General features: G+C 71.7%; 18 protein-coding genes. 11 read left to right on the top strand and 7 right to left on the bottom strand.

What is annotated here, in order from left to right:
* Positions 1 to 133: 133 nt before the first annotated feature.
* The 7 genes from ACH4NX_RS20805 to ACH4NX_RS20775 all read left to right on the top strand — a co-directional run bounded on the left by ACH4NX_RS20805 (position 134) and on the right by ACH4NX_RS20775 (position 11,116).
* Positions 134 to 1,687, top strand: coding sequence for a DUF4192 domain-containing protein (locus tag ACH4NX_RS20805; protein ID WP_398128156.1), 1,554 nt, complete (start codon positions 134 to 136; stop codon positions 1,685 to 1,687).
* 437 nt (positions 1,688 to 2,124) lie between these two features.
* The gene (locus tag ACH4NX_RS20800) at positions 2,125 to 4,044 is read left to right on the top strand and encodes a glycogen debranching N-terminal domain-containing protein (RefSeq protein WP_398128155.1); all 1,920 of its coding nucleotides are present in this window, start codon (positions 2,125 to 2,127) and stop codon (positions 4,042 to 4,044) included.
* A 131-nt stretch (positions 4,045 to 4,175) separates the two neighbouring features.
* The gene (locus tag ACH4NX_RS20795; RefSeq protein WP_279564727.1) at positions 4,176 to 4,934 is read left to right on the top strand and encodes an NUDIX hydrolase; all 759 of its coding nucleotides are present in this window, start codon (positions 4,176 to 4,178) and stop codon (positions 4,932 to 4,934) included.
* 144 nt (positions 4,935 to 5,078) lie between these two features.
* A complete protein-coding gene (locus ACH4NX_RS20790) occupies positions 5,079 to 7,118 on the top strand; it encodes an ATP-binding cassette domain-containing protein (RefSeq protein ID WP_398128154.1) in 2,040 nt (679 codons plus the stop codon).
* 161 nt (positions 7,119 to 7,279) lie between these two features.
* The gene (gene whiH / locus ACH4NX_RS20785; protein ID WP_351392703.1) at positions 7,280 to 8,167 is read left to right on the top strand and encodes a sporulation transcriptional regulator WhiH; all 888 of its coding nucleotides are present in this window, start codon (positions 7,280 to 7,282) and stop codon (positions 8,165 to 8,167) included.
* A 427-nt stretch (positions 8,168 to 8,594) separates the two neighbouring features.
* Complete coding sequence (locus tag ACH4NX_RS20780) at positions 8,595 to 10,124, top strand: RNA polymerase sigma factor (RefSeq protein WP_351392706.1); 1,530 nt, start codon at positions 8,595 to 8,597, stop codon at positions 10,122 to 10,124.
* A 134-nt stretch (positions 10,125 to 10,258) separates the two neighbouring features.
* Complete coding sequence (locus tag ACH4NX_RS20775) at positions 10,259 to 11,116, top strand: S1 family peptidase (protein ID WP_398128153.1); 858 nt, start codon at positions 10,259 to 10,261, stop codon at positions 11,114 to 11,116.
* 108 nt (positions 11,117 to 11,224) lie between these two features.
* Here ACH4NX_RS20775 and ACH4NX_RS20770 read toward each other — a convergent pair whose 3' ends face one another.
* Positions 11,225 to 11,455 (bottom strand): hypothetical protein, encoded by a 231-nt coding sequence (locus ACH4NX_RS20770; protein WP_031035360.1) that lies wholly within the window; start codon positions 11,453 to 11,455, stop codon positions 11,225 to 11,227.
* A 440-nt stretch (positions 11,456 to 11,895) separates the two neighbouring features.
* Between ACH4NX_RS20770 and ACH4NX_RS20765 the strand changes: the two genes are divergently transcribed.
* The 3 genes from ACH4NX_RS20765 to ACH4NX_RS20755 all read left to right on the top strand — a co-directional run bounded on the left by ACH4NX_RS20765 (position 11,896) and on the right by ACH4NX_RS20755 (position 16,300).
* Complete coding sequence (locus ACH4NX_RS20765; protein WP_351392713.1) at positions 11,896 to 14,019, top strand: DNA topoisomerase IV subunit B; 2,124 nt, start codon at positions 11,896 to 11,898, stop codon at positions 14,017 to 14,019.
* 137 nt (positions 14,020 to 14,156) lie between these two features.
* Positions 14,157 to 14,711 (top strand): DUF485 domain-containing protein, encoded by a 555-nt coding sequence (locus ACH4NX_RS20760; protein WP_351392716.1) that lies wholly within the window; start codon positions 14,157 to 14,159, stop codon positions 14,709 to 14,711.
* Entirely contained in the window at positions 14,708 to 16,300 is a 1,593-nt protein-coding gene (locus ACH4NX_RS20755; RefSeq protein WP_351392719.1) for a cation acetate symporter, read from the top strand. Before ACH4NX_RS20760 ends, ACH4NX_RS20755 begins: the two co-directional genes overlap by 4 nt.
* 45 nt (positions 16,301 to 16,345) lie before the next feature.
* Here ACH4NX_RS20755 and ACH4NX_RS20750 read toward each other — a convergent pair whose 3' ends face one another.
* From ACH4NX_RS20750 to ACH4NX_RS20730, 5 genes are all read right to left on the bottom strand, one after another.
* A complete protein-coding gene (locus ACH4NX_RS20750) occupies positions 16,346 to 17,026 on the bottom strand; it encodes a response regulator (protein WP_351392722.1) in 681 nt (226 codons plus the stop codon).
* Positions 17,023 to 18,768, bottom strand: coding sequence for a sensor histidine kinase (locus tag ACH4NX_RS20745; protein WP_351392725.1), 1,746 nt, complete (start codon positions 18,766 to 18,768; stop codon positions 17,023 to 17,025). Before ACH4NX_RS20745 ends, ACH4NX_RS20750 begins: the two co-directional genes overlap by 4 nt.
* A 135-nt stretch (positions 18,769 to 18,903) precedes the next feature.
* Positions 18,904 to 19,848, bottom strand: a complete 945-nt coding sequence (locus ACH4NX_RS20740) for a sucrase ferredoxin (RefSeq protein WP_351392727.1) — start codon at positions 19,846 to 19,848, stop codon at positions 18,904 to 18,906.
* 278 nt (positions 19,849 to 20,126) lie between these two features.
* Positions 20,127 to 20,363, bottom strand: a complete 237-nt coding sequence (locus ACH4NX_RS20735) for a hypothetical protein (protein ID WP_351392730.1) — start codon at positions 20,361 to 20,363, stop codon at positions 20,127 to 20,129.
* Between the two features lie 145 nt (positions 20,364 to 20,508).
* Positions 20,509 to 21,060: a DUF6082 family protein gene (locus ACH4NX_RS20730; protein ID WP_398128152.1), complete on the bottom strand. Its 552-nt coding sequence runs from the start codon at positions 21,058 to 21,060 to the stop codon at positions 20,509 to 20,511.
* A gap of 319 nt (positions 21,061 to 21,379) precedes the next feature.
* Here ACH4NX_RS20730 and ACH4NX_RS20725 point away from each other — a divergent pair, with 319 nt between their 5' ends.
* A complete protein-coding gene (locus tag ACH4NX_RS20725) occupies positions 21,380 to 22,489 on the top strand; it encodes a CobW family GTP-binding protein (protein WP_398128151.1) in 1,110 nt (369 codons plus the stop codon).
* On the opposite strand, the gene ACH4NX_RS20720 is transcribed toward ACH4NX_RS20725, so the two are convergent.
* A complete protein-coding gene (locus ACH4NX_RS20720; RefSeq protein WP_351392739.1) occupies positions 22,486 to 24,942 on the bottom strand; it encodes a DNA topoisomerase IV subunit A in 2,457 nt (818 codons plus the stop codon). The two genes, ACH4NX_RS20725 and ACH4NX_RS20720, sit on opposite strands and share 4 nt — an antisense overlap.
* Positions 24,943 to 25,144 lie beyond the last annotated feature (202 nt).

The following is a 25,144-nucleotide window of genomic DNA, read 5'->3' as shown; positions in this document are numbered from 1 at the left end:
GGGCGGGCGTGGCTGTCGGAGGGGCGGGGCGCGGCCACCGGACGGACCTTGCGACGTGTCCCTGATCAGGGTTATCCACAGAGGGTTATCCACAGGGCAAGCGGAGTTTTTCGTTCCGCGAGATCGTCGGGCCATGACGAACCACAGCGAAACGACTGGATCCTCCGAGAACGGTGAGGTCTCCGGGCCCGCGACGCCGGGCGGGACGGCCCACACGCCGTACGACAGTCCCGGTGATGAGCACCAGATCACCCTGCGCACCCCCGCCGAACTGGCTGACGCCCTGCCCTACCTCCTCGGGTACCGCCCCGAGGACAGCATCGTCCTGGCCGCCCTGCGCGACAGGGACGGACGGGGCCGCTTCGGGGGCCGGGCCCGCCTCGGCATTCCGGCGAACGCGGACGACTGGGCGGGCGCGGCCGGACAGCTGGTCCACGGGCTGGTGACCGGCAGTGAGCGCCGAGGGGCACGGCCCGAGCGGATGGTCGCCTACCTCTGCCAGGAACCGGCACGGGGCGAGACCGGCCGAGAGGTGATGGAGCGACTGCGGCCGCTGGCCCAGAAGCTGCGCGTCGAGTGCGGGGCCCTCGACGTCCCCGTGGTCGAGGCGCTGTGCGTCTCGGCGGGGCGCTTCTGGTCGTACTGCTGCGACGACGCGGTCTGCTGCCCGACGGAGGGAACCCCCATGGGGCTGCCGGGTACGTCCGTGCTGGCCGCCGCGGCCACCTACGCCGGTATCCAGGTGCGGGGCTCACTGAGCGAGTTGCGGGACAGGCTGCTTCCCCGGGAGAACGCCGCGGCACACGAACAGGAGGCTGCCCTGGACGCGGCCTCCATGACACTGGTCTCCCGGATCATCGACGACACCGGCCGTCCGGACGTGGCCGAGGAAACGCTGGATCTGGCGCGGCGGGTCATGCGGCGCCTCACCGAGGCCCCACCGGTGTCCGGCATGCCGGCCGAGGACCTGCGCGACGACCAACTGCTCGGGCACGACGAGGCGGCGGCGCTCATCCTCGGTCTTCAGGACCGCACGACCCGTGACCGCGCTGCCGAGTGGATGGAGGGCGACGAGGCGGGACCCGCGCTGCGCCTATGGCGGGCCCTGGCCCGTCGCTGCGTGGGACCCTACGGCGAACACGCGGCCGCGCCCCTCACCCTCGCGGGATGGGTCGCCTGGTCCACCGGCGACGAACTGGAGGCCCGAGAGGCTCTGGCCATGGCACTCGGCGCGGATCCGGACTATCTCTTCGCCCGGCTCCTGCACCAGGCGTGCAACGAGGGCCTCGATCCCGAGTCGGTCCGCCGCTGCCTGCGTACGGAGCGCGGGGGCCGAGGTGCGGGAGACGGCGCCTCGTGTGGCGAAGAGCGGGCCGGCGCCCCCGTGAAGAGCGAGCCTGCCGGTTCTTCGTCCGCTCCGCCGACGTCTTCGGGCCGCCGGCGACGCACGCGCTCCGCCGTCCCTGCCGACGGAGCCCGTCGCCGTGCGCGGACGCAGGACCGCGCGTCCGGCGCGAAGATCGGGCGTCCCCGCACTCCGGCGGGCGGCGAACGCCCGGGAGGCGCGCGGACGGACCGGACAAGGTCGCGCGCCTCGAAGACGGCGGCCACGGGCCGGAAGGACGCCTGCGCGGAGGGGACGGAAAGGGGTGAGCCCGGGACCGACGGCGGCGGCGAGCGACTCTGAAGGGTGGTCGCCCGGCGCCCATGCCCCGGGCGTGACCCGGAGGACGCCCGCTCCGTTCACCTGAGTGGCGGAACGCCCGGACCGGCCGGGGACACCGCACCGCACCGCACCCGTCCGGCCGAACCACCACCCACGGCGCCGTTCCGCCCGAGCCGCGCCGAGCACGAGGGAGCCCTCCGATGCACCAGCCGACTCCGCCGTCCACCGCCACGAGCACCGCCGCCGCCGGCCGGAGGGCGGCGCTGCCGTCCTTCGCCGAGTCCGTGACGCCTGGTGGGAAGCGCGGCCCGACCGCGTCGGCCGTCCCGCCCATGGTCCGACCCCGGCCCGCGTCGTCGGTTCGGCCGACGCGGTCGGGCGCGAAGCCGGTCGCCCCTCCCGGTCCGCCGCCCGCGCCGCCGTACAGGTGCGGGGATCTGCCCCCCACCCACCGAGCCATGATCGGCGTGGCCCTCCCGGGCCTCGTGATCTCCACGGAACAGGGGCAGCTGACCGGCCTGGGGCTGGAGGGGTTCTACCGTGCGGGCCGGCGCCTGCTCTCCCGGTGCAGTCTTCGCGTGGCCGGGCGTGAACCGCTTCCGTCACAGGCCAAGATGGCCGGCGCCGACCGCGTCCGCTTCGTGGGAACGCTGCGGACGTCGACCGCGCCGGGGCCGGATCCGGACGTCATGGTCGAGCGGACCCGGGACGCCGACGGTACGGAGCGGATCACCCTGCACAGTTGGGCCTCCCGTCCGCTGCGGCTGCCGGTCGAGGTGGCCCTGGGCACGGACCTGGCCGACCTCGGGTCGATCGCCGCGGGACGCGCGGGCCCCGACCTGCCGGCCAGCGTCCACGACGCCGGCCTGCGCTGGTCCTGTGCCGCGGCGGGCGCGTCGGTCACGGCCCTCCCGCCGCCCGCCGACGCACTGGCCTCCGCGGGGCTGCTGCGGTGGGAGTTCGTGCTGCCTCCGGGCGGCAGCACGAGTGTCGAGCTGCGCGTACGGCCGGACGGCGCGGGACCGCTCCGGTCAGTGGGCCGCACGGCGGCCGGCCCGCTGTCCTCGGCGCACGCCACCGGTGACGACCCCGCGGTCACCGCCCTCCTGCGGACCAGCGTCGAGGACCTCCGAGCCCTGATGCTGCGCGACCCCGCGCACCCGGCCGACGTCCATCTCGCGGCCGGCGTCCCCTGGCGTTGCGGTCTGGCCCCCGGCGAGGCGCTCGCCGCCGCCCGGATGACGCTTCCCCTCGGCACCCGGCTCGCCGCCGGCACGCTGCGCACCCTCGCCCGCACCCAGCATCGCGGCCCCGGTCCGCGGGCCGGCATGATCCCCGGCCCCAGACGTGACACCGGCCCGCATCTGCCGCCGGGCTGCACCGGTACGGAGGCGACCCTGCTCTTTCCCGTGCTCCTCGCGGAAGCCCGCCGCTGGGGCCTCGGCGAGGACGAGACGTGGGAGCTGGTGCCGGCGGCCGAGCGGTGCCTGACCTGGCTGCGCAGCGCCGTCGGGGACGGAACGTACGTACACGATCCGCATCCCGAGGGCCCCGTCCGCTGCGAGACCCAGGCCCACGCACACCGTGCCGCCCTGCTCGGTGCCGAGCTGCTCGACGCCTTCGGCAGACCGGGCGGTGACGGACTGCGGCAGTGGGCCCAGGCGTTGCGGACGGCGTTCCGGCGGGACTTCTGGATCGACGACCCGGCAGGCGGGCGGCCGGCGGCGGCCCGGACCCCGGACGGACGCCTCGTGCCGCACCTGAGCGCGACCGCGGCGCACCTCCTCGACACCGGGCTGCTCGGTGGGGGCGCCGCGGCCCCGGGCCTGCTCGATCCGGTGCGGACCGGTCGACTGGCCCGGCTGCTGGGCAAGCCGGACATGGACTCGGGCTGGGGTCTGCGCGGACTGGCCGCGAGCGAAGCGGGCTACAACCCTTTCGGGCACCGTGCCGGGGCGGTACGCGTCCCGGAGACGGCGATCGCGGTGGCGGGGCTGGCCACCGCCGGCCATGAGAAGGAGGCGGCCTCGCTGCTGCGCGGCGTACTGGCCGCGGCGGGCGCGTTCGGCCACCGCCTGCCGGAAATGTACGCGGGGGAGCAGCGCACCGACGCGAGCGCTCCGCTGCCACATCCGGCGGCCTGCCGTCCCGCCGCCACCGCGGCCGCCGCCGGGGTGCTGCTGTTGACGACACTCGTAGGCATTCGCCCCGACGCGCCGGCCAGGACCGTCACCCTGCGTCCCGTACGCGGCGCACCTCTGGGGGAGCTCGGGCTGACGGGACTGCGGGTGGCCGGAGCACCCTTCTCGGTGCGGATCGGCCGACTGGGCATGGCCATGGTCGAAGAGGCCGCCGACGGGCTGCGACTTGGGTCCTGACCTGGCCTGACGTGTCCTCGCACGACGACCGGGAGTGGATGGTGCGGCCCGCGTCCGACTGAGGTGGAGCAGCCGCCGAAGCCGCAGGTGAAGGGAGTGTTTATCGTCAGGCAGACGACTATGATCGCCGCATGCCCTACGACCCGTCAGCCTTTCCGCCCTTCGCCGTCACCGTGGACCTGGTCGTGCTGACCGTGCGCCGCCACTCCCTGTGCGCGCTGGCCGTGCGCAGGGGCGAGCCGCCGTTCCGGGGTCGCTGGGCCCTGCCCGGCGGTTTCGTACGGGCCGACGAGGACCTGGCACAGGCGGCGGCGCGGGAGCTGGCCGAGGAGACTGGGCTGTGCGTCCACGACCCCGTCGCACCCACCCAGGACAACGGCGCGCACCTGGAGCAGCTCGCGACGTACGGCGACCCCGAGCGCGATCCCCGGATGCGGGTGGTCAGTGTCGCCCACCTCGCACTCGCTCCGGACCTGCCCGCGCCACGGGCGGGCGGTGACGCCAGTAACGCGCGCTGGGCGCCGGTCGAGGAACTGCTGGAGCAGGCCGGTTACGGCCGTGACGGCGAGCCGGTGGCGCCGCTCGCCTTCGACCACGCCCAGATCCTGGCGGACGGAGTGGAGCGGGCCCGTTCCAAGATCGAGTACTCGTCGCTGGCCACCGCTTTCTGCCCGCCCGAGTTCACCGTCGGCGAGCTGCGGCGCGTCTACGAGGCGGTGTGGAGCGTGGCGCTCGACCCTCGCAACTTCCACCGCAAGGTGACGGGCACACCGGGCTTCCTCGTCCCCACCGGCGGTACGACCACACGCCAGGGCGGGCGTCCCGCCCAGCTCTTCCGGGCCGGCGGCGCGACTCTCCTCAATCCTCCGATGCTGCGTCCCGAGGTGTGACGGCAAGCCCGGCCAGGATCTCGCAGCGAACAGCGATCAGCGATCAGCGAACAGCGAACAAAAGATCGAAGAGGCCTGCACCCTCCTGCCCGGCCCGCCTTGCGGTGCCCGAAAAATCGGATATGGCACGCTATCTTGCTACGGGTGATCCAGGCCTTCGGACTGACCAGTAACCCTCGCAAGGAGCTTCTGCCCGCCGTCGAAGACGTTTCCTTCGAGGCGCGCGCGGGCCGCGTCACCGCGCTGCTCGGAGCATCGGGCGCCGGTAAGACGACGGCACTCAGACTCATGCTCGAACTCCAGCGCGGCCGGGGTCTCACCTACTTCAGAGGCCGTCCCCTGCACCGCATCGCCCATCCCTCGCGCGAGGTCGGCGTACTGCTGGGAGACGTGCCGGGGCACCCGGCCCGCACGGTTCGCGGCCACCTCCGCATGCTGTGCGCGGCGGCCGGTATTCCCGTCCGGCGGGCCGACGAGGTCCTGGAGTCGGTCGGCCTCGTGAGCCTGCGCGACGAACGCCTCGGCACCCTTTCCCGCGGAATGGACCGACGCCTCGGGATGGCCTGTGCGTTGCTTCCCGACCCGCACACCCTGGTACTCGACGACCCCGCCGGCGCGCTCGGCGCCCGCGAGACCCGCTGGCTCCGCGACACGCTGCGGGACCATGCCGGCCAGGGCGGCACGGTCCTGTTCAGCACGGCGGATCCCAAGGAGGCCGCGTGTACCGCCGACCACGTCGTCACGCTGGAGCGGGGCAGAGTCGTCGCCGACCAGGAGGTGGCGGACTTCTCCCGCACCCGGCTGCGTCCCCGCGTCGCCGTCCGCAGCCCGCACGCCGTCCGCCTCGCCGCCCTCCTGGTCAAAGAGGCACGCTCGGCCCGCCGTTCCGTCGAGGTCGTACGCGAGAGCGGTAATCGCCTCGCGGTGTACGGCAGTACGTGCGCCGACATCGGCGAGACCGCGTTCCGCCACGGGATCCTCGTCCACCAACTCGCCGACGAGGTCGGCGACATGGGGCCGGGCGGCATGGGCCCGGGGGCGGACACGGAGCCCGCGACTCGGCGACAGGACGACACCGACTCCCGCGGGGCCGGCCCGCACGGGCCTCCCGCCGCCGGCGACAACCGACGGCCCGGTGGGCCGCCCCCGGCCCTCGCCGGCGCCCCTCCGCCGTCGGACGACGCGGCCCGTCCCCTCCCCGACGAGGCGCACCTCCGCGCCGGCACCCCACAGCCGCCGGGAGGTGAGGCCGGCCCCGTCGGAGCGCAGCCGCGCCTTCTCGCTGACGGTTCCCCGCCCTCGTCCGGCGAGACCGGGACGGCCGGCGCGCATCGCCGCCCCTTCGTGGGTGCTCCCCGGCGATTGCCGCGGAAGGCGGCGTCCTCGCTTCCGCCCCCCGTCTCCGTCCGCTCCGCCCCCAGCCCGCTGCGCCCACTGCGCTACGAACTCCGCCGTGCGACGGGTATCAGCACCGGGTTCGTCACCGGCGCCGTCGTACTCGTCGTATCCGCCGTCACCGCTGTGATCCTGGCGCGCGTCGGGCACACTCCCCAGCCGCGTCTCCTGGCCGCGTGGCCCCGTGAGCTGCCGTTGCCGCCCGCGGCGCTCGGCGCGGGGCTGCTCGGCGCGCTCGCCTTCGGCGACGAGTTCCGCCATCCCGCCCTGGCGGCGGACCGCGGCACCGTGCCCCGCCGGATGGGGCTGCTGACCGCCAAACTCCTCGTCTCCGCGGCCACCGCACTGCTGCTGGCCGCACTCACGGTGGGCTGCGACGCCGAAGCGCTCCGTCTGTTCTACGGGCGGGAGCTCGCGCGTGCCCCCGCCGACTGGCCCGCACTGAGTGCCGGTTGGCTCGGGCTCGTCGTCGGCTGCGCCTGGTCCGGTGTGCTCGCCGCGGGAGTCTTCCGGTCCACCACGGCCGGCCTCGCCGCGGTGGTGGCCGTTCCCGTACTCGTCGTACCGCTCGTACAAGAGGTCTGGGAGGGCCCGTCCGTGCGGACCGCCGCCGGACTCCCGATGCGGGTGCGCGAGGTCCTCCTGACGCAGTGGCCGTTCGGAGGTGAGCGGTATCTGGCCGAGGTTCTGCGCATGATCGTCCAACCCGTGGGCAGCGCCCTGACGTTGTCGCTGACCACTCTGCTCTGCGCATACCTGCTCGTGACCCTGCGCAGCAGGGTCCGATGACGCCCGCCGGGCCCTTCCGGTCCGACCGTGTGCGCAACTCCCCGGGGAACGCCCATTTCTTTCCGATAAGGCGTCAATTGCGACGGGGTGAGCGATCACCCTTTCGTGTGCTTTTCACCAAAGACCTCAAGGGAGTTGGGAACGGAGCCGACAAAGGATGCGTGAGTACCCTTGCGCACACCATGATGACCGCCGCCCGCTCCGCCGACTCCGGCCTCGCGAACCCGGGCGAACTCGACCGCTACCCCTACGCCGAGGCGCCCGCCGTCGACCGCGTCGGAGTGCCCGCCTGGGAAGGGGTGGAGAGCGAGCTGGGCCGCGTGGGCCGGCGTACCGCGAGCAGCCGTGGCCGCGGGCTGCACGGGCAACTCGTCCAGCAGCTCGGCCAGATGATCGTCTCGGGCGACCTGGGCGCCGACCGCCCGCTGGTGCCCGAGGAGATCGGCCAGCGCTTCGAGGTGTCCCGTACCGTCGTCCGCGAGTCCCTCCGCGTGCTGGAGGCCAAGGGCCTGGTCAGCGCCCGCCCGAACGTCGGCACGCGCGTGCGTCCCGTCAGTGACTGGAACCTGCTCGACCCGGACATCATCGAATGGCGAGCCTTCGGGCCGCAGCGTGACGACCAGCGCCGCGAGCTCAGCGAGCTGCGCTGGACGATCGAGCCGCTCGCCGCGCGCCTCGCCGCCGGACACGGGCGGGAGGACGTCCAGCAGCGTCTGTCCGACATGGTCGGGATCATGGGTCACGCCATGGGACAGGGCGACGCGCTCACCTTCTCGCGCGCCGACGCCGAGTTCCACACGCTCCTGATCCAGATCGCGGGCAACCGCATGCTGGATCACCTCTCCGGGATCGTCTCCGCCGCGCTGCACGTCTCCGGCGGCCCGGTCACAGGCTGTGACCGGCCGAACGACGCGTCGCTGACGCACCACGGCCGGATCGTCGACGCCCTCGCCGCGGGGGACGGCGCGGCGGCCGAGGCGGCCATGCGTCAGCTTCTGACCGTTCACCCCGAGGTGGAGCGCGTGGTGCCCGCCCCGCGCGAGCACTGACCGCGTTCCGCCGCAACGGCGCGGGCCGGGCACGCCAGACCCCTCCTATGGCCGTGGCCGGCCGGTTCGCCGCCACCCCGGACCCCGCGGAATCACTCGTGATTCCGCGGGGTCCGATGGTGTGATGACAGGCTGAGCCTCCTGGTGTGGCCGAGTTGTACTCGCCAGTGACCTTATTCATCCGTGTCTGACCGATTTTGAACGCTTACGGGGTGTGACTCGGGCCACGCGGATTGGGCGTAACGCTCGTGGGAACAACGCGATGACCTAAGAGGTGACAGCCGCGGAGGGAATACGGACGCCGTTCATGGCGCTGTGCATCTCCCCGGCTCGCCCACACCATCGGCTCACTCCCAAGCCGACGGTCGGCTCCTGTCCGTCGTGGACGGAGCCGGAAGCCGTTTTCCAACGTTCCGAGAGGTTGTTCGTGTCGGCCAGCACATCCCGTACGCTCCCGCCGGAGATCGCCGAGTCCGTCTCTGTCATGGCGCTCATTGAGCGGGGAAAGGCTGAGGGGCAGATCGCCGGCGACGACGTGCGTCGAGCCTTCGAAGCTGACCAGATTCCGGCCACTCAGTGGAAGAACGTACTGCGCAGCCTCAATCAGATCCTCGAGGAAGAGGGTGTGACGCTGATGGTCAGTGCCGCGGAGCCCAAGCGCACCCGTAAGAGCGTCGCAGCGAAGAGTCCCGCCAAGCGCACCGCCACCAAGACGGTCGCGGCGAAGCCGGTGACCAGCAGGAAGGCCGCCTCCCCCGCCTCCCCGGCGGCGCCCGCCGATCCCGCCGGCGAGGAAGAGACGCCCGCCAAGAAGGCGGCGGCCAAGAAGACCACCGCCAAGAAGGCGGCGGTGAAGAAGACGACCGCCAAGAAGACGGCGGCCAAGAAGACCACCGCCAAGAAGGAAGACGGCGAGCTTCTCGAGGACGAGGCGGTCGAGGAGCCGAAGGCCGCGACGGAGGAGCCCGAGGGCACCGAGAACGCGGGCTTCGTCCTGTCCGACGACGACGAGGACGACGCTCCGGCCCAGCAGGTCGCCGCGGCCGGCGCCACCGCGGACCCGGTCAAGGACTACCTCAAGCAGATCGGCAAGGTCCCCCTGCTCAACGCCGAGCAGGAGGTCGAGCTCGCCAAGCGCATCGAGGCCGGCCTGTTCGCCGAGGACAAGCTGGCGAACTCCGACAAGCTCGCGCCCAAGCTCAAGCGCGAGCTGGAGATCATCGCCGAGGACGGCCGCCGCGCCAAGAACCACCTGCTGGAGGCCAACCTCCGCCTGGTGGTCTCCCTGGCCAAGCGCTACACCGGCCGCGGCATGCTCTTCCTGGACCTCATCCAGGAGGGCAACCTCGGTCTGATCCGCGCCGTGGAGAAGTTCGACTACACCAAGGGCTACAAGTTCTCCACGTACGCCACCTGGTGGATCCGTCAGGCGATCACCCGCGCGATGGCCGACCAGGCCCGCACCATCCGTATCCCGGTGCACATGGTCGAGGTCATCAACAAGCTCGCGCGCGTGCAGCGCCAGATGCTCCAGGACCTGGGCCGCGAGCCCACCCCGGAGGAGCTGGCCAAGGAACTCGACATGACCCCGGAGAAGGTCATCGAGGTCCAGAAGTACGGCCGCGAGCCCATCTCGCTCCACACCCCGCTGGGCGAGGACGGCGACAGCGAGTTCGGTGACCTCATCGAGGACTCCGAAGCGGTCGTCCCGGCCGACGCGGTCAGCTTCACGCTCCTGCAGGAGCAGCTGCACTCCGTCCTCGACACCCTGTCCGAGCGCGAGGCGGGCGTCGTCTCCATGCGTTTCGGTCTCACCGACGGTCAGCCGAAGACCCTCGACGAGATCGGCAAGGTGTACGGCGTCACGCGTGAGCGCATCCGCCAGATCGAGTCGAAGACGATGTCGAAGCTGCGTCACCCGTCGCGCTCCCAGGTGCTGCGCGACTACCTCGACTAGATCGAGGTCGTAGGAGCGACGAGGCCCGGTTCCACCAGGTGGGGAACCGGGCCTTCGCGTTGACCAGCGGGTGCGCGGCACGGCGGCCTGGATCACTCTGGGTGTTCCATCGCAACGTGGAGTGAGGAGCCTGCATGCGTCGCCTCTTTGCCCGGGCACTGGCCCGGCCGCTGGTCCTGGCGGCCGCGGCGACCGCGATACCACTGGTGTCCGCCGTCCCCGCGTCCGCCGACAGTGTCGTCGTCGGAGGCTTTCCGGTCGAAGTGTCCGACAGTCCGTGGACCGTCGCCCTGTCCAGTCGTGACCGGTTCGGAGGTACGCGGGCGGGACAGTTCTGCGGGGGAGTGGCCGTCGGACGTACCACCGTGCTCACGGCGGCCCACTGCCTGGGCGAGGAGGTTCTGGGGTCGCCGCCCGAGCAGGTACGGGACCTGAGGGTCATCGCCGGCCGTACGGACCTGCTGTCGGAGCAGGGCCACGAGATTCCCGTCCGCGACGTCTGGGTGAACCCGGCGCACGACGACGTCAGCAACGCCGGGGACTTCGCGGTGCTCACTCTCTCCGGAGCTCTTCCCGCCGGCTCCGTCATAGGGATGGCGGCCGAGGGTGACCCCGCCTACAGCCCCGAGACGGAAGCCCTCGTCTACGGATGGGGTGACACCTCGGGTGCCGGGGACTACGCGAACGGCCTGCGGGCGGCACGTGTACGAGTGCTGCCGGACGCGCGCTGCAAGCGGGCGTACCCGGGGAGCGACGACGGACGGTATCTCGCCGGCAGCATGCTCTGTGCCGGTGAGGAGGTCGGTGGCCGCGATGCCTGCCAGGGGGACAGCGGGGGGCCGCTGGTCGCCCGGGGGAGGCTCATCGGTCTCGTGTCCTGGGGGAGCGGCTGTGGTCGCCCGGGCAGCCCCGGGGTGTACACACGCGTCTCCGCCGTCCTGCGGACGCTGGGATGGGACGACACCGCCGCGCGGCAGCGCGGGGGCTTCTGACGGCCGCTGAGAGCCTGCTGGGCACGAGCACGGGCGGCCGCCTCCTGGTTGCGGAGGCGGCCGCCCGTTCGGCCTGTGCCGGGCTGGCTCGTCGTCGGGCGCGGAGCGTCAGCGCTCTTCCTCGGCGGAAGATTCGGGAACGGCCGTCAGCCGCTCCGTCTCGTCCTGTATCTCAGCGGCGATTTTCTTGAGTTCCGGCTCGAACTTGCGCCCGTGGTGGGCACAGAAGAGCAGTTCTCCGCCGCTCAGCAGGACGACGCGCAGGTATGCCTGGGCGCCGCAGCGGTCGCAGCGATCAGCGGCCGTCAGCGGGCTTGCGGAAGTCAGAACAGTAGTCACGTCGCCTCTTCTCTAGCTCGACGAGCTGTCGTACCAGGGTCAACATCCAACCAGCCCCAAAACGTTCCCGCTCGTGGCTTTTCCTCGAAAAAACTTTCCGAGGGGCCGGCTGTTGCCGGTTGGCGGCGAATGTGCCGTATTGCGTGTCTCTGTGTCGTACGGGTTCGCGCTGTCGGTCAGTGTCAGTCCCGCCGGCTGGGTTGCCGGTTTGTTCAAGAGGACGTGCCCGGAGCCTAAATGGTTCATGCCTCGAAGGGAACGTGATGTGTACTTCACCCCATCGAGGGATCGAACAGGCATGCGACGCTGGACTAGGGTGAGCTCTCGACGAGGGTGGCGTTACAACGGCTCTACCAGGCCTCGGTACCCTCTGACCGGAGAACCGAGCCGCGCCCTTACCCAGCGGGGCCCCATCTGAAATTCAGCGAGGAGCGAACCGCGTGACCGCCGAGACATCCGTGCCGTCCACTGCGCTGCTGGCAGGAGCAGACCGGGACGGATCCAACTACACCGCGCGGCACCTGCTCGTCCTCGAGGGCCTCGAGGCCGTACGCAAGCGCCCGGGCATGTACATCGGATCCACCGACAGCCGTGGCCTGATGCACTGCCTGTGGGAGATCATCGACAACTCCGTCGACGAGGCCCTGGGCGGTTACTGCGACCACATCGAGGTGATCCTCCACGACGACGCGTCGGTGGAGGTCCGGGACAACGGCCGGGGCATCCCGGTCGACGTCGAGCCCAAGACCGGCCTGTCCGGCGTCGAGGTCGTCATGACCAAGCTGCACGCGGGCGGCAAGTTCGGCGGTGGCTCGTACGCCGCCTCCGGCGGTCTGCACGGCGTCGGCGCCTCCGTGGTGAACGCCCTGTCCGCCCGCCTGGACATCGAGGTGGACCGCAGCGGGAACACGAACGCCATCAGCTTCCGGCGTGGCGTGCCCGGCGCGTTCACGGGGGCGGGCCCGGACGCGAAGTTCGAGGCCGGGAGCGGGCTGCGCAAGGGCAAGAAGATCCCCAAGAGCCGCACCGGCACGCGCGTGCGGTACTGGGCCGACCGCCAGATCTTCCTGAAGGACGCCAAGCTCTCCCTGGAGAACCTGCACCAGCGGGCCCGCCAGACCGCCTTCCTGGTGCCCGGCCTGACCATCGTCGTCCGCGACGAGTTCGGTCTCGGTGACGGCGGCAGCAAGGGCGAGGAGTCCTTCCGCTTCGACGGCGGCATCAGCGAGTTCTGCGAGTTCCTGGCCGGCGACCGGCCCGTCTGCGACGTCCTTCGCTTCAGCGGGAACGGCAGTTTCAAGGAGACGGTCCCGGTCCTGGACGAGCACGGTCAGATGACGCCCACCGAGGTCACCCGTGACCTCGGGGTCGACGTCGCGATGCGCTGGGGCACCGGTTACGACACCACCCTCAAGTCGTTCGTCAACATCATCGCCACGCCCAAGGGCGGTACCCACGTCGCCGGCTTCGAGCAGGCGGTGGCGAAGACGATGAACGAGGTGCTGCGGACCAAGAAGATGCTGCGCGTCGCCGAGGACGACATCGTCAAGGACGACGCCCTGGAGGGGCTCACGGCGGTGGTCACCGTCCGCCTCGCCGAGCCGCAGTTCGAGGGCCAGACCAAGGAGGTCCTCGGCACCTCGGCGGCCCGCCGGATCGTGAACAACGTCATCACCAAGGAACTCAAGGCGTTCCTGACCTCCACCAAGCGCGACGACGCCCAGCAGGCCCGCGTGGTCATGGAGAAGGCCGTCGCCGCGGCCCGCACCCGCATCGCCGCCCGTCAGCACAAGGACGCCCAGCGCCGCAAGACGGCCCTGGAGTCCTCCTCGCTGCCGGCGAAGCTCGCCGACTGCCGCAGCGACGACGTCGACCGCAGCGAGCTGTTCATCGTCGAGGGCGACTCCGCGCTGGGCACGGCGAAGCTCGCCCGGAACTCCGAGTTCCAGGCACTGCTGCCGATCCGGGGCAAGATCCTCAACGTGCAGAAGTCGTCCGTGACCGACATGCTGAAGAACGCCGAGTGCGGCGCGATCATCCAGGTCATAGGAGCCGGGTCCGGCCGTACCTTCGACATCGACGCGGCCCGCTACGGCAAGATCATCATGATGACCGACGCCGATGTGGACGGCTCCCACATCCGCACCCTGCTGCTGACCCTGTTCCACCGCTACATGCGGCCCATGGTCGAGGCGGGCCGGGTCTTCGCCGCGGTGCCGCCGCTGCACCGCGTCGAGCTCGTCCAGCCCAAGAAGGGCCAGGACAAGTACGTCTACACGTACTCCGACCGGGAGCTGCGGGACACGCTCATGGAGTTCCAGAGCAAGAACATCCGGTACAAGGACTCCATCCAGCGCTACAAGGGCCTGGGCGAGATGGACGCCGACCAGCTCGCGGAGACGACCATGGACCCGCGGCGCCGCACCCTGCGCCGGATCAACCTCACCGACCTCGACTCCGCCGAGCAGGTCTTCGACCTGCTCATGGGGAATGACGTCGCTCCCCGCAAGGAGTTCATCTCCAGTTCGGCGGCGACGCTGGACCGGTCGCGCATCGACGCGTGACCGCGCGTGACCGTTTGCGGTGATGCGTTACGCGCACAGGGAGACACTCGTGGCCGGTGAGGGGCACGGTCACCTGAAGGGGTGAAGTACGAGGGGAAGAAGAGTAAGGGATCTCCCCGTTCTGTCCATCCTTGGGCATGCAGTCAAGCAACGATCGCCTCCGGGGCGCCGGGGGCGGTTCCGAAGGCGCGGTCGACCACCGCGAGGCCCCGGACCGGCCCTTGGCCGAGGCCTTCCCGAGTCCGGGGTACGACGACCCCTGGTACGACGTCCTCGCCGCCGGCTGGGGCGAGTCGGCCGGGGCGGAGCCCCCGGAGCCGGCGCCGCGCCGGGAAGCCGCGACGGAGCCGCCCCGGGCCGCGTCCGACGTGTACCTGGAGGTTCAGCGCAGCGCGGCGTTCCAGGAGGTCCGCGGCCGGTACCGCGGGTTCGTGGTGCCGGCGGTGGCCGCCTTCCTCACGTGGTACGTCGCCTACGTGGTGGCCGCCACGACGATGCCGACGCTGATGTCCCGGCCGGTGGCCGGGGCGTTGAACGTGGCGATGCTCGCGGGGCTCGGGCAGTTCCTCAGCACGTTCCTGCTCACCTGGGCGTACACCCGGCACGCCCGGCTGCGCAGGGACCGGGCCGCGCTCGAACTGCGCTGGGACACCCAGGAACTGACGCGCGGAGCGCGAGGCGGTGCGTCGTGACGGGCGATCACCAGACGTTGGCACTGGTGCTGTTCAGTACGTTCGTCGCCGTCACCCTGGCGATCACCACGTGGGTGAGCCGAAAGAGGCAGGGATCGGCGGAGGAGTTCTACGCGGGCGGCCGCCTGTTCTCCCCGATGGAGAATGGTTTCGCCATCGCCGGCGACTACATGTCGGCCGCTTCCTTCCTCGGCATCTCGGGGCTCATCGCGCTCCACGGCTACGACGGCATGCTGTACTCGGTGGGCTTCCTGGTCGCCTGGCTCGTCGTGCTCCTCCTCGTCGCCGAACTGGTCCGCAACTGCGGGAGGTTCACCCTCGCCGACGTCGTGGCGGCACGGATGCGGGAGCGACCGGTACGGATCGCGGCGGGAACCTCCTCGGTCACCGTGTCCGTGATGTATCTGGTGGCGCAGATGGTGGGCGCGGGCAGTCTGGTCGCGCTGCTGCTCGGCGGGACGACCGAGGCGGCGCGGACCTGGACGGTCATCGGCGTCGGCGCCCTCATGGTGATCTACGTGTCGCTGGGAGGGATGCGGGCCACCACCTGGATCCAGATCGTGAAGGCCGTGCTGCTGCTCGGCGGCACCGTGACGCTGACCGCGCTCGTCCTGGTGCGCTTCCACGGCGACTTCGACCGGCTGCTGCGCACGGCGGCCGAACGCAGCGGTCACGCGGAGGCGTTCCTGGCGCCCGGGCTCGCGTACGGCGGGGACTGGACCTCGCGCTTCGACTTCATCAGTCTGGGGCTCGCCCTGGTGCTGGGCACGGCCGGGCTGCCGCACATCCTGTCCCGCTTCTACACCGTGCCCACCGCGCGGGCGGCACGGCGGTCCGTCGTCTGGTCGATCGGTCTCATCGGCGGCTTCTACCTGATGACGATCGTGCTCGGATTCGGTGCCGCCGCCCTGGTCGGGCCGGATGCCGTACGCGCGTCGAACGCCGCCGGGAACACGGCGGTCCCGCTGCTCGCCCTCGACCTGGGCGGCGGCACGGGTTCCACCGGGGGAACGGTTCTCTTCGCGGTCGTCGCCGCCGTAGCCTTCGCCACCATCCTCGCGGTGGTCGCCGGCGTCACCCTGGCCTCCTCGGCGTCCGTGGCCCACGACCTGTACGCGTCCCTGCGGCGCCGCGACGCCAAGCCGCGCAGTGAGGTCGCCGTGGCCCGTGTCGCCGCCGTCGGTATCGGCGCAGTGGCGATCGCCCTCGGCCTGCTCGCCCGCGACCTCAACGTCGCGTTCCTGGTGGGCCTCGCCTTCGCCGTCGCCGCGTCCGCCAATCTGCCGGTGCTGCTCTACTCGCTGTTCTGGCGCGGCTTCACCACACGCGGTGCCGTCTGGGCCGTGTACGGCGGCCTGGTCCCCTCCGTGGTGCTCGTGCTGCTGTCCCCGGTGGTGTCGGGCAGCCCGCAGGCGCTGTTCCCGGGCGCCGACTTCCAGTGCTTCCCCCTGCGGAACCCCGGCCTGGTCTCGATCCCGCTGGGCTTCGTCGCGGGCTGGCTCGGCGCGCTCACCTCGCGGGAGGTCCCGGACGAGGCCAGGCACGCCGAGACGGAGGTGCGGTCGCTGACCGGGGCGGGGGCCGTGTAGGAGCCGCCGGGCAGGGGGCGGAGGCGCGCTCCGCCCCGGTGGTCCTCAGGCGCGGGTCGCCCACTCGTAGCGGTGTTCCGGGCGGCCCGCGTCGCCGTACTTGAGGGTCAGCCGGGCCCGCCCCGTGCGTTCCAGCAGTTTCAGATAGCGCTGGGCGGTCTGCCGGCTCACCCCGGTCCGCTCGGCGATCTCCTGGGCCGAGAGGGCGCCGCCGGCCCTCATCAGGCACTGCCGCACGAGTTCGGCGGTGGTGCGGGAGTGCCCCTTGGGCAGCCCCGGCTCCGACGGCGCCGAGAGGGCGCCGAAGATGCGGTCGACCTCCGCCTGCTCCGCCTCACCACCGCCGTCGAGAGTGCGCCGCAGCTCCGCGTACGCCACCAGCTTGGCGCGCAGCCCCGCGAAGGCGAACGGCTTGACCAGGTACTGCAGGGCGCCGTGGCGCATCGCCGCCTGGACGGTCGACACGTCCCGTGCCGCCGTCACCATGATCACGTCGGTCTGGAGGCCCCGCCGCCGCATCTCCCGGACGACCTCCAGACCGGTCCGGTCGGGCAGGTAGTGATCCAGCAGGATCAGATCCACGCGGGGCAGTGTCTCCACGCCGCGCAGCGCCTCCAGCGCGCTGTGCGCCTCACCGGCGACGTGGAAGCCAGGGACCTTCTCGACGTAGGCGGCGTTGACCCGCGCGACCCGCGTGTCGTCGTCCACGACCAGGACCTCGATCATCGGGACTCCTTTTCGGCAGCGGTGTTCACGGAGGCGGTGTCCGCGGGATTGGTGTTCAAGGGGGTGGTGTCCGCGGGGTTGGTGTCCGCGGAAGTGACGTCCAAGGAGGTGGTGAGGGCGCCTTCCAGGTCCGGTCCGGCCAGTGCCTCGGGCAGTTCGACGACGAACTCCGCGCCCCCGCCGTGCGCCTCGCCGACGGTGGCGCTGCCGCCCTGCCGCTCGGCCAGCCTGCGGACCAGCGACAGCCCGATGCCGCGCCGGCGATGCGCCGGCGGCTCCTTGGTGGACCAACCCGCCGTGAACACCAGCTCGCGGTGTTCCGCCGGAATCCCGGGCCCGGTGTCCCGCACCCTGAGCGTGGTGGCACGCCCCCGCGTACGCAGTTCGACCTCCACGCGCGCGTGTGCCGTCCCCGCGACGGCGTCGAGCGCGTTGTCGACCAGGTTGCCGACGATCGTGACGAGCCCCCTGGGGTCGACAAGGAGGTCAGGGAGCCGTGTCCGGTCCGACACCCACAGGGCGACTCCGCGTTCGGCCGCGACGGTCGCCTTGCCGACCAGCAGCGCGGCGAGCAGGGGGTCCTGGATCCGCTCCGTGATCTGCTCCGCGGTGACCCGGTGGTCGCCGACCACCTCGCCGACGAACTCCACGGCGTCGTCGTACATCTCCAGTTCGAGCAGCCCCAGCAGGGTGTGCATGCGGTTGGCGTGCTCGTGGTCCTGCGCGCGCAGGGCGTCGATCAGGCCGCGCGTCGAGTCCAGTTCCCGGCCGAGCTGCTCCAGCTCGGTGCGGTCGCGCAGGGTGGCGACGGCACCGCCGTCGTCGGTGGGCATCCGGTTGGCGACCAGGACCCGCTGGCCACGCACGGTCAACAGGTCGGTCCCGGTCACCCGGCCGGCCAGGACGTCGGCGGTACGTCCCGCGCCGAGAGCCTCGTCGGGGGAGCGGCCGACGGCCTCGCCCCCGAGGCCCAGAAGACGCTGCGCCTCGTCGTTGAGCAGGCGCACCCTGCCGCCGCGGTCCAGGGCGACGACACCCTCCCGGATGCCGTGCAGCATGGCCTCGCGCTCCGCCAGCAGGCCCGCGATGTCGGAGAAGGCCAGGTCCCGGGTCTGCCGCTGGACCCGGCGCGAGATGAGCCAGGCGGCCAGCGCGCCGACGGCCAGGGCACCGCCGGCGTAAGCGAACAGGCCGGGGATGGCGTGGATCAGCCGGGCCCGGACGCTGTCGTACGCGATGCCGACCGAGACGGCGCCGACGACGGCGCCGCCGCTGTCGCGCAGGGGTACCTTGCCGCGCGCGGAGCGGCCCAGGGTGCCGTCGTCGATCTCCATGACCTCACGGCCGGCCAGGGCCTGTCCGGGGTCGGTCGAGACGACCTCGCCGATCCGCTCCGGGTCGGTGTGCGACCAGCGCACGCCCTGCCGGTCCATGACGACGACGTACTCCGCCTTCGTGGCCTTCCGGATCCGCTCCGTCTCCTGCTGCACCGGGCCGCCGGGCGCGGGCCGGGTGGTGTGCAGGTCCCGCACGACCTGCGGCTGCTGCGCGGTGGTCTGCGCGATCGCGAGCGCCCGGCGCATCGCCTGGTCGTCCAGCTGGTCACTGAGCGGAGCCAGGAACAGCCCGGTCGCGAGCACGGCGACTCCCGCGGCGATCGCCAGCTGCATCAGCAGCACCTGCGAGAACACCCGCCGCGGCAGGCCGAGGCGCATGCGGCGTACGGGGGGAGTGGGGCTCATACCCATGACCGTACGTGGGAGGTGGCGGCATGCCGTAGAGGGGTGTGGCGCGGATCTCCCGAGCGCGTGTGGCGGAGAAGGCCCGGTCGAGGCCTTCGCCGCCCCCGGTAACCGCCCGCCGCCCGGGCCGCGACCTCAGCTCGCGAGGGCCGCCGCCACCGACAGTGCGCGTACCGCGACGACCTCCATCCGCGCCGGCGAGCCCAGCACCGACGCACCGCAGCTCTCCGGGCGCGGCGGCGCCGACGCGTCCTGTGCGACGGTGACCCGCCAGTTCCGGCCGTCGGCGTGTGCCAGGGTCACCTCCCAGCGCGGTGCGGCGCCGTCCGTCCGTACGATGCTCAGCGCCTGGGCCGCGTCCTCGCCCACGGCCCGGCGCACGGCCAGCTCGGCCGCCTGGCCGGGGCGCTCCCACGAGGAGTTCCCGCGGCAGCCCTCGACGACGATCCGGCCCTTGCGCGCGCCGTGCAGGATCCTCTTGACCGCGGGTGCCTGGACCCGGCCGTACGCGTAGCCGTGGGGCAGTACCAGCACCGTCGGGGAGAAGCGGTGACCGCCCAGATGGGTGACTTCCCAGACGCTCTCGGTCCCGGACGCGGCGAGCTCGGCCGCCAGCGGCCGGCCGAGGAGCGCGCAGCACCGGTCGCGCTTGCCGTTGGTGCAGACGAGAGCGAGTGGATCACCGAGGTGGGGGCCGCCTTCGAGCACCGAGTCGAAGGTACGGCTGTCACCCCTGGCCAGCGCGGCGAAATCCAGGCCGAGCAGTCGGCGGGGGTCCGTGAGTGTGGCGCCGTGCAGCCACACGTTTCCCGGCACGGTGTGGGCCGCGTACACCCGGCGCTCGGCCGGGGCGCCGCGGTCCGCGTGGCGTCCGGGCCGGCGGATGAGCGCGACACGTACGCCCGTGCCCTTCACCGCCACCTCCAGGGCACGTCCCAGCGCGGGGTCGAGGTGGCTGGAGGTGAGCGCCTTGGCGCCCCAGGGACCGGGTTGTTCGAGCAGCAACCAGGTCCTCGCGACGGGTGCGGTGCCCGGGAGGGGCTCGTCGAGGTCCCGGGAGACCGTTGAGCACGTACTCACAGAGGTGAGCCTAACCTGACTTGCGTGGTGTCGGCTTCGAGCCGCGCCTGAGCGTTGCTCCGGCGGTGGCCGGGGCGTCCTCGGGTCCGAGTGGAGCCTGCCGGGCCACGAAAGCGGCCGCACGCCGACGGTGGGCCGAGCATACGAGCGGCCTGGTGCCGTTCGGGCGCCAGGCCTGGTCGGGAGACGTCGAGCGAGGACGGGGTGCCGGGCTGCTCGGCGGTGAGGGTGTCCGGCGCGGGCGGCGGTGGATGCGGCCGGAGACCCGAGCGGTGACGTCAGACGTCGGGGATGTCCGCCTTGGCGCGGATCAGGGTTTCCCGGCTGACCACGACGATGCGTTCGTAGTCGGCGCGGGCGGCGTCGGCGGGCAGCTCACGCTCCAGCGCATCGGTGGCCTCGGTGCCGATGACGGCGAAGTTGCCGTCGCTCAGTTCGAACACGTCGGGGCAGTTGGCTCCCGAGGCACTACCACGAGCACTTGGCGGCACACCGATACGGCGCACGATTTTCAAGGGGTACCGGTCCTTACACGATCTGGGCACACAGTGTGGCAGCAGATTACTGGTGCTCCAGGGACACATGGGGCCGCAGCCCCAAAAGTCACTCGGTGTGTCGCCGCCGCGATGTGCCGGCGGGCGTGGCACGGTCGGCCGGGTGTCAAGGGGTCGGGGGCGTGCCCACCACCCACCACTCCTCCGTGTCGGATTCGTCCAGGTCGTTGATGAGGCCGTCGACCAGGCGGCCGATCCGTGCTTCGTCGGACGACTGCTTGAGCGTCGCGCGCTGCCCCCTCGACGCTTCCCAGTACTCCCGCATCAAAGGGTTCTGGAAGAGCTCCCGGGCGTGCCCGTACAGCTCCTCCTGGTCCACGAGTCCGGCACGGTAGAGGTGGTACAGGTTGGTGTACCAGGCGTTGGCGTAGAAGTACTGACGGCGCTTCGCCGCCGGGAGGTCGTGTGCGTACGTGTCGATCACGGAGGCCAGCGACGGGTCGTCGATCGCCCGCGACAGCAGTTCCCAGTGCAGGCGCTGCTGGTGGGCCAGGGCCCTGCGGCGGGAGGCGGCTTCCTCGAGTTCGAGGCGCCGTATGCGCAGCCGTTCCGCATCGACGGCGCGCTGACGCGCGGCCAGTGACACTCCGGCCGTGGCGAGCAGCATCCCCGCCGCGGCGGATCCGAACCTCCCCGTGATGTTCTTCCGTGTGGCCATGTCATCCCCCGAATCAGGCGATCGCGCGCCGGTCGTCGAGTGCGGGTCGGCTGACGGGGACCGGCGTGCGATGGGCGGCGCGTGCCACCTCCAGAGTGCCGAGCGGCGCTGATCGGCGGGGAGGCGGAGAGGAGGCGCACGGAGGGAAGCGAGGGTCGCACGGTCCGGCGCCTTCCCGAACGTCTGCCCCGCCGACGCCGCTAACAATCGTTCACTCCGTGTCGACCACGCCGACTCGTATCCTGAGCAGGCAATTCCGTATGCGGGTGTACGTCCTGCCGCGGGCCGGCGTACGCGTAGGTGAGAGAGAGGTCGCACGGTGGGGCAGCGCCCGATTCCGCAGCAGATCCCGGTCGTCGTCCTGGCCGGATTCCTCGGCTCCGGGAAGACCACACTCCTCAACCACCTCCTCCACCGCAGCGGAGGCAGTCGGATCGGCGCCATCGTCAACGACTTCGGCTCGATCGAGATCGATGCCATGGCCGTCGCCGGCGCACTCGGCGACTCCACCGTCTCCCTCGGCAACGGATGCCTGTGCTGTGCCGTCGACGCGAGTGAACTGGACGGGTACCTGGAGCGGCTCGCCCGCCCCGACGCGGGCGTCGACGTCATCGTCATCGAGGCCAGCGGTCTCGCCGAGCCGCAGGAACTCGTGCGCATGCTCCTCGCCAGCGAGCAGCCCGGGGTCGTCTACGGCGGACTCGTCGAGGTCGTGGACGCCGCGGAGTTCGACGCCACGCGGGAGAAACACCCCGAGATCGACCGGCACCTGGCGCTCGCCGACCTGGTCGTGGTCAACAAGACCGACCGGGCTCCGGACGCCGAGCGCGTACTCGCCCTCGTCCGATCGCTCGGCGACCGCGCCGCCGTCGTGCCCGCGACCTACGGCCGCATCGACCCCGAGTTCCTCTACGACTGCCGGCCGAGTGAGGAGCGCGTGGGGCAGCTGTCCTTCGACGACCTGCACGACCACTCGAGGGGCGGCGCGCACGCCGAGCACCTGCACGCCGCCTACGACACCCTGTCGTTCGTCTCCGACCTCCCGCTGGACCCTCGCCGGCTCATGCGGTTCCTGGACAGCAGGCCGGAGGGCCTGTACCGGATCAAGGGGTACGTCGACTTCGGCCCGTACGACCCACGAAACCGGTACGCCGTTCACGCCGTCGGCCGTTTCCTGCGCTTCTACCCGGAGCCCTGGGCGCCCGCCGACGCCCGCCGCACGCAGCTCGTCCTCATCGGATCCGGCATCGACGCGCCGTCCCTCGGCGAGGAACTCGACGCGTGCCGCGGGGACGCCGACGCCCCACACGCGGACGAGCACGGCATGTGGGGAGTCCTGCGTTACGTACCGGAGCCCGAGGGCCAGGACCCCGGCGCCGAGGAGCCGGACGCCGAGGAGCCGGACGCCGAGGAACCGTCGGCCACCTAGGCCGGGCCCGCCACCACCGACACCGTCTTCGGCAACGACACGCCTGAGCCGTCGCGGCGCGGGTCGATGTCCGGGAGCTGGGCCGGGCTGCCGTTCTTCTGGGCGGCGAGCGCCGGAACGGGGCCCGTCCAGGCGAAGGCCAGGCAGTCCTCGCCCTTCAGGAACCGCTGGCAGCGCACACCGCCCGTGGCGCGGCCCTTGCGCGGGTACTGGTCGAACGGGGTGAGCTTGGCCGTGGTCTGCACGGAGTCGTCCAGCGTGCCGCGCGAACCGGCGATCGTGAAGACCACCGCGTCCGCGGCCGGGTCCACCGCCGTGAAGGAGATGACCTTCGCACCGTCGGTGAGCTTGACGCCCGCCACACCACCGGCCGGACGGCCCTGCGGGCGGACCTGCGAGGCCTGGTAGCGCAGCAGCTGCGCGTCGTCCGTGATGAAGACCAGGTCCTCGTCGCCGGTGCGCAGCTCGGCCCCGCCCACGACCCGGTCGCCCTCCCTGAGGCTGATGACCTCCAACTCGTCCTTGTGGGACGGGTAGTCGGGCACCACGCGCTTGACGACACCCTGTTCCGTACCGAGTGCCAGGCCGGGTGAGGACTCGTCCAGGGTGGTCAGGCAGACGACCGTCTCGTCGTCCTCAAGGGTCACGAACTCCGCGAGCGGCGCCCCTCCCGCGAGATTCGGCGTCGGCAGCGGCTCCGGGAGCTGGGGCAGGTCCACGACGTTCACCCGCAGCAGACGCCCGGCGGACGTCACCACACCCACCTCGCCGCGGGCCGTGGCCGGCACCGCCGAGACGATCAGGTCGTGCTTGACGCGCTTGGCGCCCGCCTGCCGGACGAGCGGCTCGTCGTTCGCGGTGCGGGCCAGCAGGCCCGTCGAGGAGAGCAGTACCCGGCACGGGTCGTCGGCCACCTGGAGCGGCACGGCGGCCACGGGCGCCCCGGACGACTCCAGCAGGACCGTACGACGGTCGGTGCCGAACTTCTTGGCCACCGCGGCCAGTTCGTTCGAGACCAGCTTGCGCAGCTCCGCGTCCGAGTCGAGGATCCGGGTCAGCTCCTCGATCTCCGCGTTCAGCCGGTCCTTCTCGGACTCCAGCTCGATGCGGTCGAACTTGGTGAGCCGCCGCAGCGGCGTGTCCAGGATGTACTGGGTCTGGATGTCACTCAGCGAGAAGCGCTCCATCAGGCGCTGCTTGGCCTGTGCGGAGTTCTCACTGGAGCGGATGAGGCGGATGACCTCGTCGATGTCGACCAGGGCGGTGAGCAGGCCCTCGACCAGGTGCAGTCGGTCACGGCGCTTGGTGCGGCGGTACTCGCTGCGACGCCGTACGACGTTGAAGCGGTGGTCGAGGTAGACCTCCAGCAGCTCCTTGAGGCCCAGGGTGAGGGGCTGGCCGTCCACCAGGGCGACGTTGTTGATGCCGAAGGACTCCTCCATCGGCGTCAGCTTGTAGAGCTGCTCCAGGACCGCCTCCGGCACGAAGCCGTTCTTGATCTCGATGACCAGGCGCAGTCCGTGCTCGCGGTCGGTGAGGTCCTTGACGTCGGCGATGCCCTGGAGCTTCTTCGAACCGACCAGGTCCTTGATCTTGGCGATCACCTTCTCCGGGCCGACCGCGAAGGGCAGCTCGGTCACCACGAGACCCTTGCGGCGGGCCGTCACGGTGTCCACGGCGACCGTCGCCCGGATCTTGAACGTGCCGCGGCCCGTCTCGTAGGCGTCCCGGATGCCGGGCAGACCGACGATCCGGCCGCCGGTGGGCAGGTCGGGGCCCGGAACGTGCTTCATCAGGGCTTCGAGATCGGCGTTCGGGTGCCGGATCAGGTGCCGGGCGGCCGCGATGACCTCGCGCAGATTGTGCGGGGGCATGTTCGTCGCCATGCCGACCGCGATGCCCGAGGCGCCGTTGACCAGCAGGTTCGGGAAGGCGGCGGGCAGTGCCACCGGCTCCTGCTCCTGGCCGTCGTAGTTGGGGCCGAAGTCGACGGTGTCCTCGTCGATGGACTCCGTCATCAGGCCGGCGGCCTCGGCCATCCGGCACTCGGTGTACCGCATGGCGGCCGGCGGGTCGTCGTTGCCCAGGGAGCCGAAGTTGCCGTGGCCGTCCACCAGGGGGACGCGCATCGAGAACGGCTGGGCCATGCGCACCAGGGCGTCGTAGATCGACGCGTCGCCGTGCGGGTGCAGCTTGCCCATGACCTCGCCGACGACGCGGGCGCACTTCACGTAGCTGCGCTCGGGCCGCAGGCCCATCTCGTTCATCTGGTAGACGATGCGGCGGTGCACGGGCTTGAGGCCGTCGCGGGCGTCCGGCAGTGCACGGGAGTAGATGACCGAGTACGCGTACTCGAGGAAGGAGCCCTGCATCTCGTCGACGACGTCGATGTCGAGGATCTTCTCCTCGTACGAGTCGTCGGGCGGCGGGGTCTTCGTACTACGGCGGGCCATCGCTGCCGGCTCCTTGCTGAAGCGTGAACGGTGAACTGACGGGGTCCATTGTGGACTGCGGCACTGACAGCGACCGACCAGGACCCGTCACGGGCTGCCCGGCCCGGCGCTGCCCGCAGGGTACGCCCTCGTTCCGAGCCCCCGCCCCGGTCGGGTCGCCCGGCCGCCAACCCCGTTCTCGCTCTCGGCGTACGGGGACCGG

It is taken from the genome of Streptomyces sp. NPDC017225, assembly GCF_044331465.1.
In the GTDB taxonomy this organism is placed as follows: Bacteria; Actinomycetota; Actinomycetes; order Streptomycetales; family Streptomycetaceae; genus Streptomyces.
This window is presented reverse-complemented; position numbering and strand designations above follow the sequence as displayed.

Bases quoted from the DNA above. Each gene is read 5' to 3' on its own strand.
- ACH4NX_RS20805 (WP_398128156.1), top strand. From the start codon at position 134: ATGACGAACCACAGCGAAACGACTGGATCCTCCGAGAACGGTGAGGTC.
- ACH4NX_RS20800 (WP_398128155.1), top strand. From the start codon at position 2,125: ATGATCGGCGTGGCCCTCCCGGGCCTCGTGATCTCCACGGAACAGGGG.
- ACH4NX_RS20795 (WP_279564727.1), top strand. From the start codon at position 4,176: ATGCCCTACGACCCGTCAGCCTTTCCGCCCTTCGCCGTCACCGTGGAC.
- ACH4NX_RS20775 (WP_398128153.1), top strand. From the start codon at position 10,259: ATGCGTCGCCTCTTTGCCCGGGCACTGGCCCGGCCGCTGGTCCTGGCG.
- ACH4NX_RS20760 (WP_351392716.1), top strand. From the start codon at position 14,157: ATGCAGTCAAGCAACGATCGCCTCCGGGGCGCCGGGGGCGGTTCCGAA.
- ACH4NX_RS20750 (WP_351392722.1), bottom strand. From the start codon at position 17,026: ATGATCGAGGTCCTGGTCGTGGACGACGACACGCGGGTCGCGCGGGTC.
- ACH4NX_RS20745 (WP_351392725.1), bottom strand. From the start codon at position 18,768: ATGAGCCCCACTCCCCCCGTACGCCGCATGCGCCTCGGCCTGCCGCGG.
- ACH4NX_RS20730 (WP_398128152.1), bottom strand. From the start codon at position 21,060: ATGGCCACACGGAAGAACATCACGGGGAGGTTCGGATCCGCCGCGGCG.
- ACH4NX_RS20720 (WP_351392739.1), bottom strand. From the start codon at position 24,942: ATGGCCCGCCGTAGTACGAAGACCCCGCCGCCCGACGACTCGTACGAG.